General features: G+C 65.3%; 13 protein-coding genes. 9 read left to right on the top strand and 4 right to left on the bottom strand.

Annotation, left to right across the window (positions count from 1 at the left end):
• The first annotated feature begins 164 nt into the window (after positions 1 to 164).
• From NRG74_RS10435 to NRG74_RS10420, 4 genes are all read left to right on the top strand, one after another.
• Positions 165 to 2,414, top strand: a complete 2,250-nt coding sequence (locus tag NRG74_RS10435) for an ATP-binding protein (protein WP_017638933.1) — start codon at positions 165 to 167, stop codon at positions 2,412 to 2,414.
• 8 nt (positions 2,415 to 2,422) lie between these two features.
• Entirely contained in the window at positions 2,423 to 2,884 is a 462-nt protein-coding gene (locus tag NRG74_RS10430; RefSeq protein WP_017638932.1) for a response regulator, read from the top strand.
• 102 nt (positions 2,885 to 2,986) lie between these two features.
• On the top strand, positions 2,987 to 5,398 hold the full coding sequence (locus NRG74_RS10425; RefSeq protein WP_026083594.1) for a response regulator: 2,412 nt from the start codon (positions 2,987 to 2,989) through the stop codon (positions 5,396 to 5,398).
• Between the two features lie 27 nt (positions 5,399 to 5,425).
• On the top strand, positions 5,426 to 5,995 hold the full coding sequence (locus tag NRG74_RS10420; RefSeq protein WP_257706455.1) for a biliverdin-producing heme oxygenase: 570 nt from the start codon (positions 5,426 to 5,428) through the stop codon (positions 5,993 to 5,995).
• Positions 5,996 to 6,002: 7 nt separating this feature from the next.
• On the opposite strand, the gene NRG74_RS10415 is transcribed toward NRG74_RS10420, so the two are convergent.
• Positions 6,003 to 6,878, bottom strand: coding sequence for a hypothetical protein (locus NRG74_RS10415; RefSeq protein ID WP_257706454.1), 876 nt, complete (start codon positions 6,876 to 6,878; stop codon positions 6,003 to 6,005).
• A gap of 185 nt (positions 6,879 to 7,063) precedes the next feature.
• Between NRG74_RS10415 and NRG74_RS10410 the strand changes: the two genes are divergently transcribed.
• Positions 7,064 to 8,083 carry a quinone-dependent dihydroorotate dehydrogenase gene (locus tag NRG74_RS10410; RefSeq protein WP_257706453.1) on the top strand — a complete coding sequence of 340 codons (1,020 nt, stop codon included), beginning with the start codon at positions 7,064 to 7,066 and terminating at the stop codon, positions 8,081 to 8,083.
• A gap of 120 nt (positions 8,084 to 8,203) precedes the next feature.
• On the opposite strand, the gene rmf is transcribed toward NRG74_RS10410, so the two are convergent.
• Positions 8,204 to 8,419, bottom strand: a complete 216-nt coding sequence (gene rmf / locus NRG74_RS10405; protein ID WP_081594565.1) for a ribosome modulation factor — start codon at positions 8,417 to 8,419, stop codon at positions 8,204 to 8,206.
• A gap of 318 nt (positions 8,420 to 8,737) precedes the next feature.
• Here rmf and rlmKL point away from each other — a divergent pair, with 318 nt between their 5' ends.
• Complete coding sequence (gene rlmKL / locus NRG74_RS10400; protein ID WP_257706452.1) at positions 8,738 to 10,909, top strand: bifunctional 23S rRNA (guanine(2069)-N(7))-methyltransferase RlmK/23S rRNA (guanine(2445)-N(2))-methyltransferase RlmL; 2,172 nt, start codon at positions 8,738 to 8,740, stop codon at positions 10,907 to 10,909.
• Between the two features lie 167 nt (positions 10,910 to 11,076).
• Positions 11,077 to 12,111, top strand: a complete 1,035-nt coding sequence (locus NRG74_RS10395; RefSeq protein ID WP_257706451.1) for an acyltransferase family protein — start codon at positions 11,077 to 11,079, stop codon at positions 12,109 to 12,111.
• On the opposite strand, the gene NRG74_RS10390 is transcribed toward NRG74_RS10395, so the two are convergent.
• Both NRG74_RS10390 and NRG74_RS10385 read right to left on the bottom strand, forming a co-directional pair.
• Complete coding sequence (locus NRG74_RS10390) at positions 12,105 to 13,163, bottom strand: oxidoreductase (protein ID WP_257706450.1); 1,059 nt, start codon at positions 13,161 to 13,163, stop codon at positions 12,105 to 12,107. The two genes, NRG74_RS10395 and NRG74_RS10390, sit on opposite strands and share 7 nt — an antisense overlap.
• An 82-nt stretch (positions 13,164 to 13,245) precedes the next feature.
• Positions 13,246 to 13,683, bottom strand: a complete 438-nt coding sequence (locus NRG74_RS10385) for an HPF/RaiA family ribosome-associated protein (protein ID WP_064306670.1) — start codon at positions 13,681 to 13,683, stop codon at positions 13,246 to 13,248.
• Between the two features lie 223 nt (positions 13,684 to 13,906).
• On the opposite strand from NRG74_RS10385, the gene NRG74_RS10380 reads away from it, so the two are divergent.
• Together NRG74_RS10380 and ybaK are read left to right on the top strand one after the other, a co-directional pair.
• The gene (locus tag NRG74_RS10380; protein ID WP_257706449.1) at positions 13,907 to 14,971 is read left to right on the top strand and encodes a diguanylate cyclase; all 1,065 of its coding nucleotides are present in this window, start codon (positions 13,907 to 13,909) and stop codon (positions 14,969 to 14,971) included.
• On the top strand, positions 14,968 to 15,438 hold the full coding sequence (gene ybaK, locus NRG74_RS10375) for a Cys-tRNA(Pro) deacylase (protein WP_257706448.1): 471 nt from the start codon (positions 14,968 to 14,970) through the stop codon (positions 15,436 to 15,438). Before NRG74_RS10380 ends, ybaK begins: the two co-directional genes overlap by 4 nt.
• Positions 15,439 to 15,477 lie beyond the last annotated feature (39 nt).

Raw genomic sequence — 15,477 nt, 5'->3', positions numbered from 1 at the left:
ATTCCGGCTTGCCCCGGACGGGCTATCGCCTTTTGAGCAGGTGGTCAGGGTGGGTGCCGTTTCGCTTCGCCTCCCGCCCAGGGTCTGGTAGTCTGGACGATTCTTGATTCCCTTTTTGCGCACCTCTTTCCTGCGTTTCTCCCCGATCACACGAGGTTCCCGGTTTGGCGCTCGAGTCACCCTCCAAGACGCAGCCCGATGCTCTGGCCGATTGTGCCAATGAGCCGATCCACATTCCCGGCAGTATCCAGGAACATGGCTTCCTGTTCGCCGTGGAAGAGCCGGATCTGCGCATCGTGCAGGCCAGCGCCAATGTGCTCGAGTACCTCGGGATCGCCGTGGAGGAGGTGCTGGGACGCACCCTGGGCGAATTGTTGCCGGATCGGGATCTGCCCGCGATGCTCGGCGCCCTGGCCCAGGAAGAGCAGAATCCCATCTATCAGGGCGACGTGACCCTGGGACCGCGACAGCAGACCTTCGCCCTGTTCATGCATCGCTTCGGCGGGGTGCTGATCGTCGAGTTCGAGGCGCCGGTGGACAGCCGACTCGGCCTCAATACCCTCTATCCCATGGTGCGGGTGTTCATCGAGCAACTGCATCAGGCGGAAACCGTCGACGCCATCGCCACGCTCGCCGTGCGCGAAGCCAAGCGTATCTCCGGTTTCGATCACACCATGATCTATCGCTTCGACGACGACGGTCATGGTCAGGTCCTGGCCGAGGAGTGCGCGCCAGGGGTACCCACCTACCTGGGGCTGAGATTCCCCGCCTCGGACATTCCGGCCCAGGCCCGGCGCCTGTACCTGGCCAACCGTATTCGGGTGATCGGCAATGCCTGCTATCAGCCCTCGCCGCTGCAGCCGCCGATCAATCCATCGACCGGGCAACCGCTGGATCTCAGCTTCGCGCAGCTGCGCAGCGTGTCACCGGTGCATCTGCAGTACATGAGAAACATGGGCACCCTGGCATCCATGTCCATCTCCATCGTGGTCGGCGACCGCCTCTGGGGGCTGGTGCTCTGCCATGATCGTCAGCCCCAGCGGGTGTCGTTCCAGACGCGTACCGCCTGCGAGCTGTTTGGCCGGGTGCTGTCGCTGCAGATCGATGCGGCCGAGACCCACGCGGAATCCGACCGCCGTCTGGCCCTGCGCCAATCCATGGTGCAGATGCTGTCGGCCATGGCCGACCGCGACAGTGTCTGCCAGGGGCTGCTGGAACTGCCGCAGGTCTATCTGGATTTCGCCCGGGCCCAGGGTGCCGCCATCATCTCCTCCGACGGTACCGAGCTGATCGGTCAGGTGCCGCCGCGCGAGGTGGTGGACAGCCTGGTCGAATGGCTGTCGGTCAACGTCAAGGATCATTACGTCACCGATAACGTGGCCAAGGACATCGCCGAGCTGCCCGAGCTCGCCGGGTATGCCGCCGGAGTCCTCGCCGTACCCATTTCCGAACTGCATTCCCACTACCTGATCTGGTTCCGCAGCGAGCTGGTCCAGGTGGTCAACTGGGCGGGGCGCCCGACCAAGCAGGAAGGCAGCGATGGGCGCCTGTCGCCGCGACAGAGCTTTGCGCTGTGGCAGGAGACGGTACGTGGTCTGTCGCTGCCCTGGTCCCCCCTGGAGTTGGAAAGCGCCATCGAACTGCGCAACGCGGTGCGCGGGATCGTCTTGCGCAAGGCCGAAGAAATGGCCGAGCTGGCCGAAGAGCTGCAACGCAGCAACAAGGAGCTGGCGGCCTTCTCCTACAGCGTCTCCCACGATCTGCGTGCGCCGTTGCGCCATATCGCCGGCTATGCCGAGCTGCTGGGCGACATCGAAGGCGGCAAGTTGTCGGATCGCGGTCGGCGCTTCCTGGAGAACATTGGCTCCTCGGCGCGCTTCGCCGGCAGCCTGGTCGACAATCTGCTGAGTTTTTCGCAGATGGGCCGGGCCGCTATTCGCTATTCCGACGTCAACCTCACGGCCTTGGTGGAAGCCATCCGTGAAGAAATGGCGCCGGACTATGAAGAGCGTCAGGTGGAGTGGCACATCGGCCCCCTGCCGGTGGTCATCGCCGACGCCGCCTTTGTCCATCTCGCCTTGCGCAATCTGCTGGCCAATGCCATCAAATACAGTCGCTACGAAGACCCCGCGGTGATCGAGATCGGCACCTTGCCGAGCGATTCCGAGGACATCGTCTTTGTCCGGGACAACGGCGTCGGCTTCAACATGGATTACGTGGGCAAGCTGTTCGGCGTCTTCCAGCGCCTGCACCACGCCGACGAATTCGAAGGGGTCGGCATCGGCCTGGCCAGCGTCAGACGCATCATCGAACGCCATGACGGTCGTGTCTGGGCAGAGGGCGCCATCGGCGAGGGCGCTACCTTCTATTTCGCCCTTCCCAAACAACGACCGTCGCCGGTACACAAAAGGTAGTTCTGTTCATGCTCAAACCCATTGTGCTGGTCGAAGACAATCCGCACGATCTGGAGCTCACTCTGGTAGCTCTGGAGCGCAGCCAGCTGGCCAACGATGTCGTGGTGCTCCGCGACGGCGCCGAGGCGGTGAACTATCTGCTGCGGCGAGAGCCTCATGCTGACCGGGAGCCTGGTAATCCGGCGGTGATGCTACTGGATCTCAAGCTGCCCAAGGTCGATGGCCTCGAGGTGCTCGAACTGGTGCGCGGTACCCCCGAATTGTGCAGCATCCCCGTGGTCATGCTGACGTCGTCACGCGAAGAACCTGATCTCGAGAAGGCGTACGAACTGGGCGTGAACGCTTACGTGGTCAAACCGGTCGAGTTTCGTGATTTCGTCGCCGCGATCAGTGATCTCGGCGTATTCTGGGCTGTGCTCAATGAGCCGCCCCCAGGATCGCGACGTGTCACCAGGCGGACTGGCCGCTAGCGAGTGAGCAAGCTCAGTTCATCCGTATCCAGTTATCCGCGACAGGCAGACATGCGCGAACCGGTTCCCCTGAGCGAACAGATTCAAGGCCGACGCCCGTTTATGCCTCTCTCGAAACAGATCAAGATCCTGCTGGTAGAAGACAGCAAGCTCGATGCCGAGCTGATTCTGATCGAGCTGGAAAGACATGGATTCGAGCTGCAATCCAAGATCGTCTATGAGCGTACCGGTCTCACCCTGGCCTTGAGCCAGCAGACCTACGACATCATCCTCTCCGACATCATCCTGCCAGGCTTCTCGGGTGCCGAGGCCTTGCGGGTGGCGCGAGCGCTGGCTCCGGAAACGCCCTTCATCTTCGTCTCGGGCATCTTCGGTGAAGTGCACGCCGTGGAAATGATGCGCCTAGGGGCCAACGACTATGTGCTCAAGCAGAGCATGGAGCTCTTGGCCAAGGCCGTCGAGCGAGCGCTGCTGGTGGTGCACGAGCGCCGCGAGCGGCGTCGGGCCGAAGAAGCCCTGCACAGTCTCGAGGTCAGATCGCGCCTGGCCATGGACGCCTCGCGACTGGGCATGTGGGAATACCTGCCCGCCAGCCGTACCCTGGTCTGGGACGAACGCTGCAAGGCCATGTTCGGCCTGCCAGCCGATGCGGTGGTCGATCTCGAGGTGTTCGCACGGCTGTGCGGCAGCGACGGCCTCGAACGCTTTCTCGACACGGTCCGCCAGGCGGGTGCCGACGAGCGCGACGACGACTACCGCAGCGAGTACCGCATCCGTCTGGACAACGGCGCCCAGCGCTGGGTCGAGACCCGTGGCCAGCCCTTTTTCGAAAGCGGCGTCTGCACCCGCTTCCTGGGGGTGATGCTCGACATCACCCAGCAGCGCGATGCCGCGGAAAAGCTCGAGCGGCTTAACGTTAGTCTCGGCGAACGCGTCGAAGAACGTACCCGCGAGCGTGATCGGACCTGGGATCTCACCCGCGATCTGCTGCTGGTGTGCAAGCCGGATGGCACCCTGGTGGCGCTCAACCCGGCCTGGGAAGAGAATCTCGGCTGGTCCCGCGTGGAGCTGCTCGATTCCTCGCTGCTGACGCTGGTGCATCCCGACGAACGCTTCATCACCGACAACGAACTCAAGCAGCTGGCCAATGGCGCGACCAGCCAGCGCTTCGTCAACCGTATCCGTCACCGCGACGGCAGCTATCGCTGGATTTCCTGGACGGCGGTGCCGGATGCGGGCATGACCTATTGCTCGGGTCGCGACATCTCCTCGGAAGTCCTGGCGATGGAAGAGCTGGCCGCGGCGAATCGCCAATTGCGCGAGCAGATCGACGAGCGCGAGCGGGTGGAGGCGACCCTGCAGCAGATGCAGCGGCTGGAGGCCGTGGGCCAGCTCACCGCGGGCGTGGCCCACGACTTCAACAATCTGCTCACCGTGGTGCTCAGCAGCGCCAGCTTCCTCGAGCGCGACCTGACGCGCCTGGCGGCCAGCGACAAGACCCAGGGGCGGGTGCAGAACATCCGCGAAGCGGGCGAGCGGGGCGCCAAGCTCACCGCCCAGCTGCTGGCCTTCTCCCGCCGCCAGCGCCTGGCGCCCAAACCGGTCAAGCTCAACGAAACCGTCGAGGGCATGCTCGAACTGCTGCGCAGCACTATGGGTGGCAGTGTCTGGATCGAGACCCATCTGCGCGCCGATTGCTGGCATGCGCTGGTTGATCCGACCCAGATCGAGCTCATCATCCTCAACCTGGCGATCAATGCCCGGGATGCCATGGCGGTCGGCGGTACCCTGCGCCTGAGCACCTCCAACCAGACCATCAGCGAGCCGCCTCAACGTCCCGAAGAACCCGAACCCGGTGAGTACGTACTGCTGGCGGTGCAGGATTCCGGCACCGGCATGAGCGAAGAGGTGCTGGCCAAGGCCTTCGAACCCTTCTTCACCACCAAGGAGGTGGGCAAGGGCTCCGGTCTGGGCCTGGCCCAGGTGTTCGGCTTCGCCAAGCAGTCCGGTGGCGGTGTGCGCATCGAGACGCAGATGGGCAGCGGTACCACGGTGCTGGTCTATCTGCCCCGTACCGAGGCGGAGGATGCCCTGGATCCGATCGGGCTGCCCGCCATGGATCGTGACGAACAGGCCGCCGAACGCCGCATTCTGCTGGTCGACGACGATCACGCGGTACGCAACGTGACCGCCGCCCTGTTGGCTGATCTCGGCTATCAGGTGGTGGAAGCCAGCAACGGCTTCGCGGCGTTGAGCGCGCTGGAGCGTGATCCGCAGATCGATCTGTTGCTGGCGGACTTCGCCATGCCCGGCATGAACGGTGCCGAACTGGCCCGTCAGGTGCGCAAGCGGCTGCCACAGTTGCCGGTGGTCTTCATCACCGGCTACGCCGAACTGGGCGAGCTCGATCCGGAACAATCATTCATCGTACCCAAGCCCTTTCGCGAAGCGGACCTGGCAGCACGGCTGCAGGCAGCCCTGCGCGGCGAGAAGCCCCAGCCTTCGCCCCTCTGAAGGCCGCCGTCACCATGAGGTATTTGCGTGTCCACCATCCGTGAAATGTTGCGCGCCGAGGGCGGTGCCCTGCACGAGCAGGTCGATGCGACCTTCGGCCGCTATGCACTGCAGACCCGGCCCCATTACACCGCCTTTCTGCAGGCCCATGCCCAGGCGCTGATCGGCCTCGAAGCGCTCCTGGAGCGCTCCGGCATCCAGCGTCTGCTGCCCGATTGGGCCGAGCGTCGCCGTACCGAAGTGCTGTGGGAAGATCTGCAGCAACTGGCCGCCGCCCCGCCCGAACCCGTCGCCCTCGAGCGTCTGCTCGATGAGGGTGAGTGCTGGGGAGTGGCCTATGTGCTGGAGGGATCTCGGCTGGGATCGCGGTTGCTGGATCGCCATGCCGGCGAGAGTCCCGATGAGGCGGTACGCGATGCCCGGGCCTATCTGGGCCACGTACCCCCCCAGGGCGCCTGGCCGGGATTTCTGCAGCGCCTGGACGAGGCCGGCCGCGATGCGCGTTTGCACCCGGCGATGCTGGCCGGCCAGCGGCTGGCCTTCGAGGTCTTCCTGGCGGCGGGGCAGCGTCACGCGCCTGCGGTCATCGCCTGCTGAGCGATCGCTAGAGCGCCTGCAGGTAGCCGATCACCTCGGCCGCGCCCAGGCGTTCGAGAATCTCGGCGAGGACCCGGGTGCTCGCCACCTCGTTGGGCAGTAGCAGCCATTCCAGATCCTGGCCCGGTGCGGGCAGTGGCAGGCGCGCATAGTCGAGCTTCAGCCCCAGCAGCACCTGGATGAAGTCCGGGTGATTCCAGACCGCGTTGGGCAGGGCGTAGAGGGCAAAGGCCTCTTGCAGGCGGTCGATGGCCGCCGGGTCCAGGCGCAGACGCTGGATCTGCGCCGGCACCTCCACAGCGATGCCGCGAATCCGGGCATAGGCGATGATGCTGGCAAAGGCGAGCGTGGTGGCTGGGTCGTTTTCCAGGAATAGCCGAGTACCCCGCCAGCTGGCCTGGCGCAGACGCAGAGTCTGTTCCGCGGACAGATTCGGCAGGGTGCGATAGAGCGCCGCCTGAAAATCCCGATAGCCGATGATCCGCACCTGCTCGCGTGCCGCGGGCAGGGCGGCCAGCTCCTCCAGCTGCACCACTGTCGCGGGTGTGCTGTCGCCTAGACGCTGGCAGAGTCCATCGATGGCGCGCAGGTCGAGAGCGGCGACCTGAACGGTTTCAGCCACCACCAGTTGACTCAGCAGGGCATGGGCTCGGCCCTTGATCTCCTGGGTCGGTCCGGACAGAGCGGCGCGTGGCAGGCCGAGGAGCAGATGCAGCGGATGGCCTTCATCCCACCAAAGGCTGTCGGTTGGCGCGGGCAAGGGGACGAAGGCGTCGGCCAGCCGCTCCAGGCAGCGCTGGATGCGGCGGCTGGCCAGGGAAGGATGCAGATGCAAGGCCAATGAAGACCAGGGGCTGCCCAGGAGGTTGGCATTGTTGCTCATGGGATCTCCGGGGCGGATAGGAACTGCACGGCCGATTCTAGCGTGGCAAAGACCGCGCTATCGTCAAATGATTCCCGAAAGGTAGGATCTTTTGTGCGAGTGACCGTTCGAGTCCGGCGCGAGCGACGTATGGCCGCTGGCAAGCCTGTATAATGCGCGTTTTCCGAATTGCCTGTGAGTCCGCCATGTACGACGCGCTCCGTCCTCTGCTTTTCAAAATGTCTCCCGAAGGATCGCACGATCTGGCGCTGGACCTGATCGGTGCCGCCGGTCGTCTGGGCCTGACCGGTCTCGGACGGCGGCCGGGTCGGCTGCCGGTCCAGGTCATGGGTCTGGAGTTTCCCAATCCGGTGGGCCTGGCCGCCGGACTCGACAAGAACGGCGCCGCCATCGACGGCTTCGCCGGCCTGGGTTTCGGCTTCGTCGAGATCGGCACCGTGACGCCACGGCCGCAGCCGGGCAATCCCAAGCCGCGATTGTTCCGTCTCGAACAGGCCGACGCCATCATCAACCGTATGGGTTTCAATAATGCGGGTGTCGATGCCCTGATCGACCGGGTCAAGGCGGCACGCTTCCAGGGTGTGTTGGGGATCAACATCGGCAAGAATGCCAGTACCCCGGTGGAGCGGGCGGTGGACGACTACCTGATCGGCCTGGACCGGGTCTACGCCCATGCCAGCTACATCACGGTGAACGTGAGCTCGCCCAACACGCCCGGCCTGCGCAGTCTGCAATTCGGTGATGCGCTCAAGAGCCTGCTGGAAGCCCTGCGCCAGCGCCAGGAAGACCTGGCGGTCCAGCATGGCCGGCGGGTGCCCATCGCCATCAAGATCGCCCCGGACATGACCGATGAGGAAATCGTGCTGACCGCCCAGGCGATCCGCGATGCCGGGATGGACGCCATCATCGCCACCAACACCACCCTGGGGCGCGAAGGGGTGGAGAATCTGCCCTATGCCGCCGAGGCTGGTGGCCTGTCGGGCGCTCCGGTGCGGGAAAAGAGCACCCATGTGGTACGGGTCTTGGCGGGCGAACTGGGTGGCCGGCTGCCAATCATCGCGGCGGGCGGGATCCTGTCGGGGGAAGATGCGGCGGAAAAGATCGCCGCAGGGGCCAGTCTGGTGCAGCTCTACAGCGGCTTCATCTATCGCGGACCGGCGTTGATCCGCGAAGCCGTGGATGCGATCGCGGCAGCACGCCGCTGAGGGATAGGGGGCTCGCTGGGAGCCCCCGTGGGACCGGGTCCCTGATCCTGGGAAGGGATCTGACTGGAACGAAACCAGAACGCTGGTGGAAGCCCTCGGGCTTCCGCTAGTGAAATCGAATTAGCCTACGGCTTGAAGTTGATTCACGCGTTGAAGACCGGCGGTGCCTACGTAGCCATCCCATTGATCGCTACGGCCCTCACGCCAGCCATTGAGCCAGGCCTGCCGGACGGCGTCCTGGGTGAAGGGGCAGAGGTCCCGCGATTTGCCCACAATGCCGTGCTGATAACCACGCTGGAAAGCTCGTTCCATTGGATCACGCTTGAGTCTTCTCATAGGGTAGTGCCCTCGTAGGTTGACTTGCAGATTGTCCATGGCCCGTTGCAGGCCTGGATGCCAGAGCCGGCGTTCTGACATCCGCCCCGCACCTTCGCGCTGCGGGTGGTCAATTACTAACCAATGAGACCCTGGCTGGGAACGACCTTTTAGCTATAAGACGTAATCAAATCGAAATGAAATGGCGATAAACCGCCGCTGGAATGCCGTCACTGCGGCTTGTTGAGACGCAGTCAAACTTTCACGGGAGGCGCTGTCCTTACCGGTCAATCCGACCAAAGGCAGAGAAGCGCCTTTCGCTAACCTATGGATTCAACGATGTCCGCGATGCAACAACTCATCCTCACCTGTCCCAAGGGGCTCGAGACCCTGCTGCTGGAAGAGGCCCAGGGCCTCGGCTTGCAGGAAGCCCGTAGCCAGACCGCGGCGGTGCGCGGCGAGGCGAGTCTCGCGGACGCCTACCGCCTCTGCCTCTGGTCGCGCCTGGCCAACCGGGTGCTGCTGGTGCTGGCCCGCTTCCCGGTGGAAGACCCCCAGGGGCTGTACCTGGGTGTGCATGGCGTGGAGTGGGAAGAGCACCTGGCGCCCAACGGCACCCTGGCGGTGGGCTTCAGCGGCCAGGGCGCGGGCATCGACAACACCCATTTCGGCGCCCTCAAGGTCAAGGACGCCATAGTCGACCGCCTGCGTGAACGCACCGGGCAGCGCCCCACGGTCGACAAGGTCGCCCCGGACCTGCGCGTCCATCTGCACCTGGAGCGGGGTCAGGCCATCCTGTCGCTGGATCTCTCCGGCCAGAGCCTGCACCAACGCGGCTATCGCCTGCAGCAGGGGGCGGCGCCGCTCAAGGAAAACCTGGCGGCCGCGGTGCTGATCCGCGCCGGCTGGCCGGCTCTGGCCGCGGCGGGCGGGGCCTTGGCCGACCCCATGTGCGGGGTGGGTACCTTCCTGGTCGAGGCCGGGCTGATGGCGGCGGACATCGCGCCCAACCTGCGCCGCGAGCGCTGGGGCTTTTCCGCCTGGCTGGGCCATGTGCCCGCGCTCTGGCAGCAGCTGCATCAGGAAGCCGAAGCGCGGGCGGCGGCTGGCCTGGCCAGGACACCGGCTTGGATCCGCGGCTACGAAGCCGATCCCCGACTGATCCAGCCGGCGCGCAACAACATCGAGCGCGCCGGTCTGTCCGAGTGGATCAAGGTCTACCAGGGCGAGGTGGCCAGCTTCGAGCCGCGGCCCGACAAGGGCCAGACCGGCCTGGTGATCTGTAACCCGCCCTATGGCGAGCGCCTGGGCGATGAAGCCAGTCTGCTGTATCTCTACCAGAATCTCGGCGAGCGGTTGCGCCAAGCCTGCCTGGGCTGGCGCGCGGGGGTCTTTACCGGTGCGCCCGAACTGGGCAAGCGCATGGGGATCCGCAGTCACAAGCAATACGCCTTCTGGAACGGCGCCTTGCCCTGCAAGCTGCTGATGTTCGAGGTGGAGACCCGCCAGTTCGTCACCGGCAGCCGCAGCGGCGAGCGCTCGGCCATCGATCAGGCGGCGGAACCGGCCAAGCTCAGCGAAGGCGGGCAGATGTTCGCCAATCGCCTGCAGAAGAATCTCAAGCAGCTCGGCAAGTGGGCGCGCAACCAGGGCGTGCAGTGCTATCGCCTCTATGACGCCGACATGCCCGAGTACGCGGTGGCCGTGGATCTCTATGGTGACCGGGTGCACGTGCAGGAATATGCACCGCCCCGTTCCATCGATCCGGACAAGGCCCAGGCGCGCCTGCTCGATGCCCTGGCTGCCATTCCCCAGGCCCTGAACATCGATCCGGCGCTGGTGGTGGTCAAGCGGCGCGAGCGGCAGAGTGGCACCAAGCAGTACGAACGCCAGGCCGCCCAGGGTGAATTCCTGCAGGTGGAGGAGGCGGGCGCCAAACTGCTGGTGAATCTCACCGATTACCTGGACACCGGCCTGTTCCTGGATCATCGCCCGCTGCGCCTGCGCCTGCGTCAGGAAGCCCAGGGCAAGCGCTTCCTCAACCTGTTCTGCTACACCGGCGCCGCCACGGTGCAGGCCGCAGTGGGCGGAGCGCGCAGCACCACCAGCGTCGATCTCTCGCGGACCTACCTGGACTGGGCCCGGCGCAACCTGGCGCTCAACGGCTTTTCCGAGCGACACCGCCTGGAGCAGGGCGATGTCTTGCACTGGCTGGAGAACGATCGCGGCGAATACGATCTGATCTTCGTCGATCCGCCGACCTTCTCCAATTCCAAGCGTCTGGAAGGCGTGTTCGACGTCCAGCGCGATCACGTCGCCCTGATCGACTCCGCCATGGCCCACCTGAGTCGCAATGGCGTGCTGTACTTCTCCAACAACTTCCGCAAGTTCGAGTTGGATGCCGGCCTCGCCGAGCGTTATCGCGTCGAAGAGATCAGCGCCAGCACCCTGGACCCGGATTTCGCGCGCAATCCCAAGATCCACCGCGCCTGGCGTCTCAGCCTGCAATGAGACCAGCCGCCTGAACTGCCGCTGAACGGGTCGAGCATCGATCCGTTCAGCCTGTGATCCGGCGCAATCCCGCCTTTTCCCAGGAACACCCGACCTGCCCATGCCGTCCACAATGACGGCGCGGCGCTGGGTCGTGCCTGGCGGGACGAGGAGGGACAGGTTCTACAATGCTGGTTTCACTGCAAGCTCTCAGGGCCCTGGCCGCCTGGCTGGTGGTCTTTCATCACTTCATGCAGGTGTTCTTCGACTTCCACGCCGACAGCTTCGGCGGCCATCTGCTCTCCACCCGGGGGCAGGTCGGGGTCGATATCTTCTTCGTGCTCAGCGGCTTCGTGATCTACCTGTCCACCGCCGGCCGATCGCTCAGGCGCAGCACCTTCCTCTGGCACCGTATCGCCCGCATCGTCCCGGCCTATTGGCTGTACACCGCGGTGACGGCGCTGATCCTCTATCTGGCCAGCGACGTGATGCCGGTCTACGGGATCGCTGCACGGGAACTGCTGCTCTCGCTGTTCTTCATTCCCAGCGAGAATCCGGCGGGCTTCGGCCACTACCCGATCCTGCCGGTGGGCTGGACGCTCAACTTCGAGATGCTGTTCTACCTGCTGTTCGCCCTGTCCTTTGGCGTGGCCGAGCGCTGGCGCATCGGGGTGGTCAGCCTGCTGGTGATCCTCGTCAGCCTGGTGCTGGCCCGCGAGTCCTTCGTCAGCAGTTTCTATCGCAATCCGATCATCTTCGAGTTCCTGCTAGGCGTGAGCCTGGCGGCGCTCTATCGGCGCGGCGCCCTGCGCGGCTCCAAGCCGCTGGCCCTGACGGCTGCTCTGGCGGCACTGGTCTGTCTGGTGGCCTTTCCGGCGGACCATCCCTGGCGGCTGCTGACTTGGGGCGTGCCCAGCGCGGTCCTGGTGGGCGCCTGCGTGATCCTCGAACCCTGGTTCGCCGGCTCACGCCTGTGCAAGGCACTGGGGGACTGGTCCTATTCGGTCTACCTGGTGCACGTCATCGTGCTCTGGCTGGGCGACTACTGGCTGCACCAGCAGTGGGGGCTGAGCCCCTACCAGACCCTGGCGGTCTGCCTGCCGGTGATCCTGCTGCTGGCCTGGGGCAGCTACGAGTGGATCGAGCGGCGTCTCTCGCGCACCCTGCGCCAGCTGGGCGAACGCCTGGCGGGACGGCGTCCGCAGTGGGTGGCGGGTCAGTAGGACGCGCGTTCGGCAGCCGTGAGCTCGGGCACTAGCGCCCGACCTTCCGCCGAGGAACGCTGTGCCGCTTCCAGCAGGGCCATGAGGGCGCAGGCCTGGGCGGGAGGGACGGGATTGGCGGCGCGCCCGGCAAGAGCCTCGACCAGGGCAAGGTAGTAGCGGCGGTGATCGCCCGCTGGCGTCGGCAACGCCTGGCGTTCGCCATCGCCCGTGGTGAGCCAGCCAGAATCAGGGTCCTGGCCCCAGTCCGGACCACCGGGGCGCACGCCGGCCTTGAGCGCGTCTTCCTGGCGATCCGCTCCCTGCTTGATCCAGCTGCCCGCGGTACCCTGGGCGAGAAAGCGCGGCACACCGCCAGCAGCCAGCATCCCGGCTCTCAGGGTCACCTGGCGGGCGCCGTAGTCCAGTTGCACCTGGAACCAGTCGTCGGTGAGGGCCTCGGCACGCTGCCGCACCAGCTGCGCCTGCAGGCGCTCGGGCAGACCGAACAGGCAGAGCGCCTGATCCAGCAGATGGGGGCCAAGATCGAACCAGAGACCGCTGCCGGGCAGCGCCGCTTCGCGCCAACGCGTGCGCACCTCGGGGCGAAAGCGTTCAATGCGCGATTCCAGGCTGGTCAGTTCGCCCAGGGCGCCGCTGGCCAGCACCTCCTGCAGTCCGAGAAAATCACTGTCCCAACGGCGATTCTGGAACACTGACAGCAACCGCCCGGCCTGTTCGGCTTCGGCGGCCAGTTGTCGGGCTTCGGCGAGGGTGACGGTAAAGGGTTTATCGACCACCACGTGCTTGCCGGCGGCCAGGGCGGCGCTGGCGAGGGGCGCATGGGTCTGGTTGGGCGAGGCGATCACCACCAGGTCGATGGCCGGATCCTGCACGGCCGCCAGGTAATCCGCAGTCACCCGTATCTCGGGCAGATCGGCGTGCACCCGCTCGGCGTCCCGCGAGGCCACCAGTTCCAGGGTGAGGCCGGGGATGGAACGCAGCAGCGGGCCGTGGAAGGTCTGACCGACGAAGCCATAGCCGATCAGGGCGACGCGAAAGGGGGAGGGCATGGAGCATCCTTTTTACCGGGGTGGAAAAGACCGGGGCCGCTCGATGAGCGGCCCCGGTTGTAGGCTGAAGCGCGAGGTTGCCTTACTTCAACTCATGATCGTGAGCCAGTTGCTCCCGTTCAAGGAATTCGTCCTGCCGCAAGGAGTCCTGGAACTCTGCGGAATCCTCCAGGGCCAGGGGGTCATTGAGTTCGCCACCGGAAAGGCGCTTTTTCTCAAGCTTACCGGACAGGTTGGTGATGGCTCGCAACAGCTTGTCCGCCGCGCCATCCACGGCCAGATCGAGAGACTCGGCCTTGTGGGTGACCGAGAGGGGTTGATGGCCCTTGATGCGCGCTTCCATCTGGCAGCGCTTGTCCTGGGCGCCCGACTTGCCGGCGTTCTCGTCGTTGAGGTGCACCTCGACACGGGTCAGGAGTTCGTCGAAGCGATCCAGGCGGTCTTCCACCACGGACGCCACCCAATTCTGCAAACCGGCACTGCTTTCGATGTTGTGGTCACTGTTCACTTGGACTTGCATGCGGCTTCCTCTTTTTGACGGGCCTGACCATTGGATGAGGCCGGTCAGGCCGAGGTTCAAGGCTGTTCGTCCGGTGTGCGTGTCACCCGATGTTTCCTTCTGGCACTGTCTAGGCGCGTCGCAACGATCGGAAAGCGACGTTGAAGTCGCGGGTCGCTGGCGTTTTGCCCTTATCCACTGATAATGCGCGACCTTCCATCGTCCGTCGCAGTGGGGATCGCCAATGCCAGATGTGCTCACGCGTGGCCGCGGTTTCGCTCGGCGGCTCTGGCTACCCCGTGCGGTCGGTCTGCTGCTCAGCCTGAGTTGCATCGTCTCGGTGCAGATCACCCAGCCGGTGTCCATCGGGCTATGGATCCTGCTGCTGGCCAATGCGCTGCTCTGGTCACCGCTGGCCTACTGGCGAGCGGTGCGCGCTCGCGACCCCTATCGCACCGAACTGGGCAATCTGCTGCTGGACTGCGGCTCGGCCGGCTTCTGGGCAGCGAGCATGGGCTTCAATCTCCTGCCCAGCGTGACCCTGCTCGCCATGACCGGTATGAACATGCTCGGCGCCGGTGGCCTGGCGTTCTGGCGCCGGGGGCTGCTCGCACAGCTGGCGGGCGTCCTCGTCGGTCTCGTGGTGCTGCGCCATCCGGTCGCCATCCAGACCTCCACCGCGCAGATCTATGCCTGCCTGCCGATGATCATCGCCTACCCCTGGGCCCTGGGCCTGGTGAGCTTTCGCCTGGCGCAGCAGCTGTCGCGGCGCAAGCAGGAGCTGGAGCTGATCAGCAAGCAGGATGGCATGACCGGTCTGCACAACAGAACGCACTGGGATCAGCTGCTGCAGCGTGAGTTCGCCCGCTGCAAGCGCAGTGGCGCAGAGGCCAGCCTGGTGATGATCGACCTGGACAACTTCAAGCTGGTCAACGATCGCTTCGGCCACCAGGCCGGTGACGAGATGCTGCGCCAGTTTTCCGGCCTGCTGGCCCGGACCATCCGCACCAGCGACCTGGCCGGTCGTTTTGGTGGCGATGAATTCGGTATCCTCTTGCCCGACACCTCACCCGAACGGGCCCTGGATCTGATTCGCCGCCTGCAGGAGCGCCTCCACGAGATGCAGGCGGGCAGCCCCGGCGAGCGCCAGAACGTGCGGGTCGGCATGAGCTGCGGCGTCGCCGGATTCGACCGGGCCTACGATGACGTTGCCCACTGGCTGCAGGCTGCCGACTTCGCCCTCTACCGGGCCAAGGCGCAGGGCCGCGGGCGGGCTGAGGTGGCCGATCCCCAAGGAGTGCTGGCATGACCCCGGCGATAGAACTGCTCAAGAAAGCCCAGGTGCCTCACGAGGTGCTGAGCTACCACCATGATCCCAAGGCCGCCTCCTATGGCCTGGAAGCCGCCGAGAAACTCGGTCTGGCGCCGGCGACGGTGTTCAAGACCCTACTGGCGGCGAGCGAGAAGCAGGAATTGCTGGTGGCCATCGTGCCGGTCGCCGGCTCCCTGGATCTCAAGGCCCTGGCCCAGGCGGCCGGGGTGAAGAAGCTGGAGATGGCCAAGCCCGACCAGGCCCAGCGCAGCACTGGTTACCTAGTGGGTGGCATCAGTCCGCTGGGGCAGAAGAAGCGGCTGCGCACCTTCATCGACGAGTCCGCCGCGGAGCTGCCGAGCATCCATGTCAGTGCGGGGCGCCGCGGACTGGAAGTGGCCCTGGCACCGACGGACCTCGCCCGGCTGCTGGATGCGCCCTTCGTGCCGATCGGCAAGGCCTGAGACGTAGGTTGGTGCTGAGCGCAGCGAAGCCCAACGATG

It is taken from the genome of Pseudomonas oryzihabitans, assembly GCF_024652905.1.
Lineage (GTDB): Bacteria > Pseudomonadota > Gammaproteobacteria > Pseudomonadales > Pseudomonadaceae > Chryseomonas > Chryseomonas benzopyrenica.
This window is presented reverse-complemented; position numbering and strand designations above follow the sequence as displayed.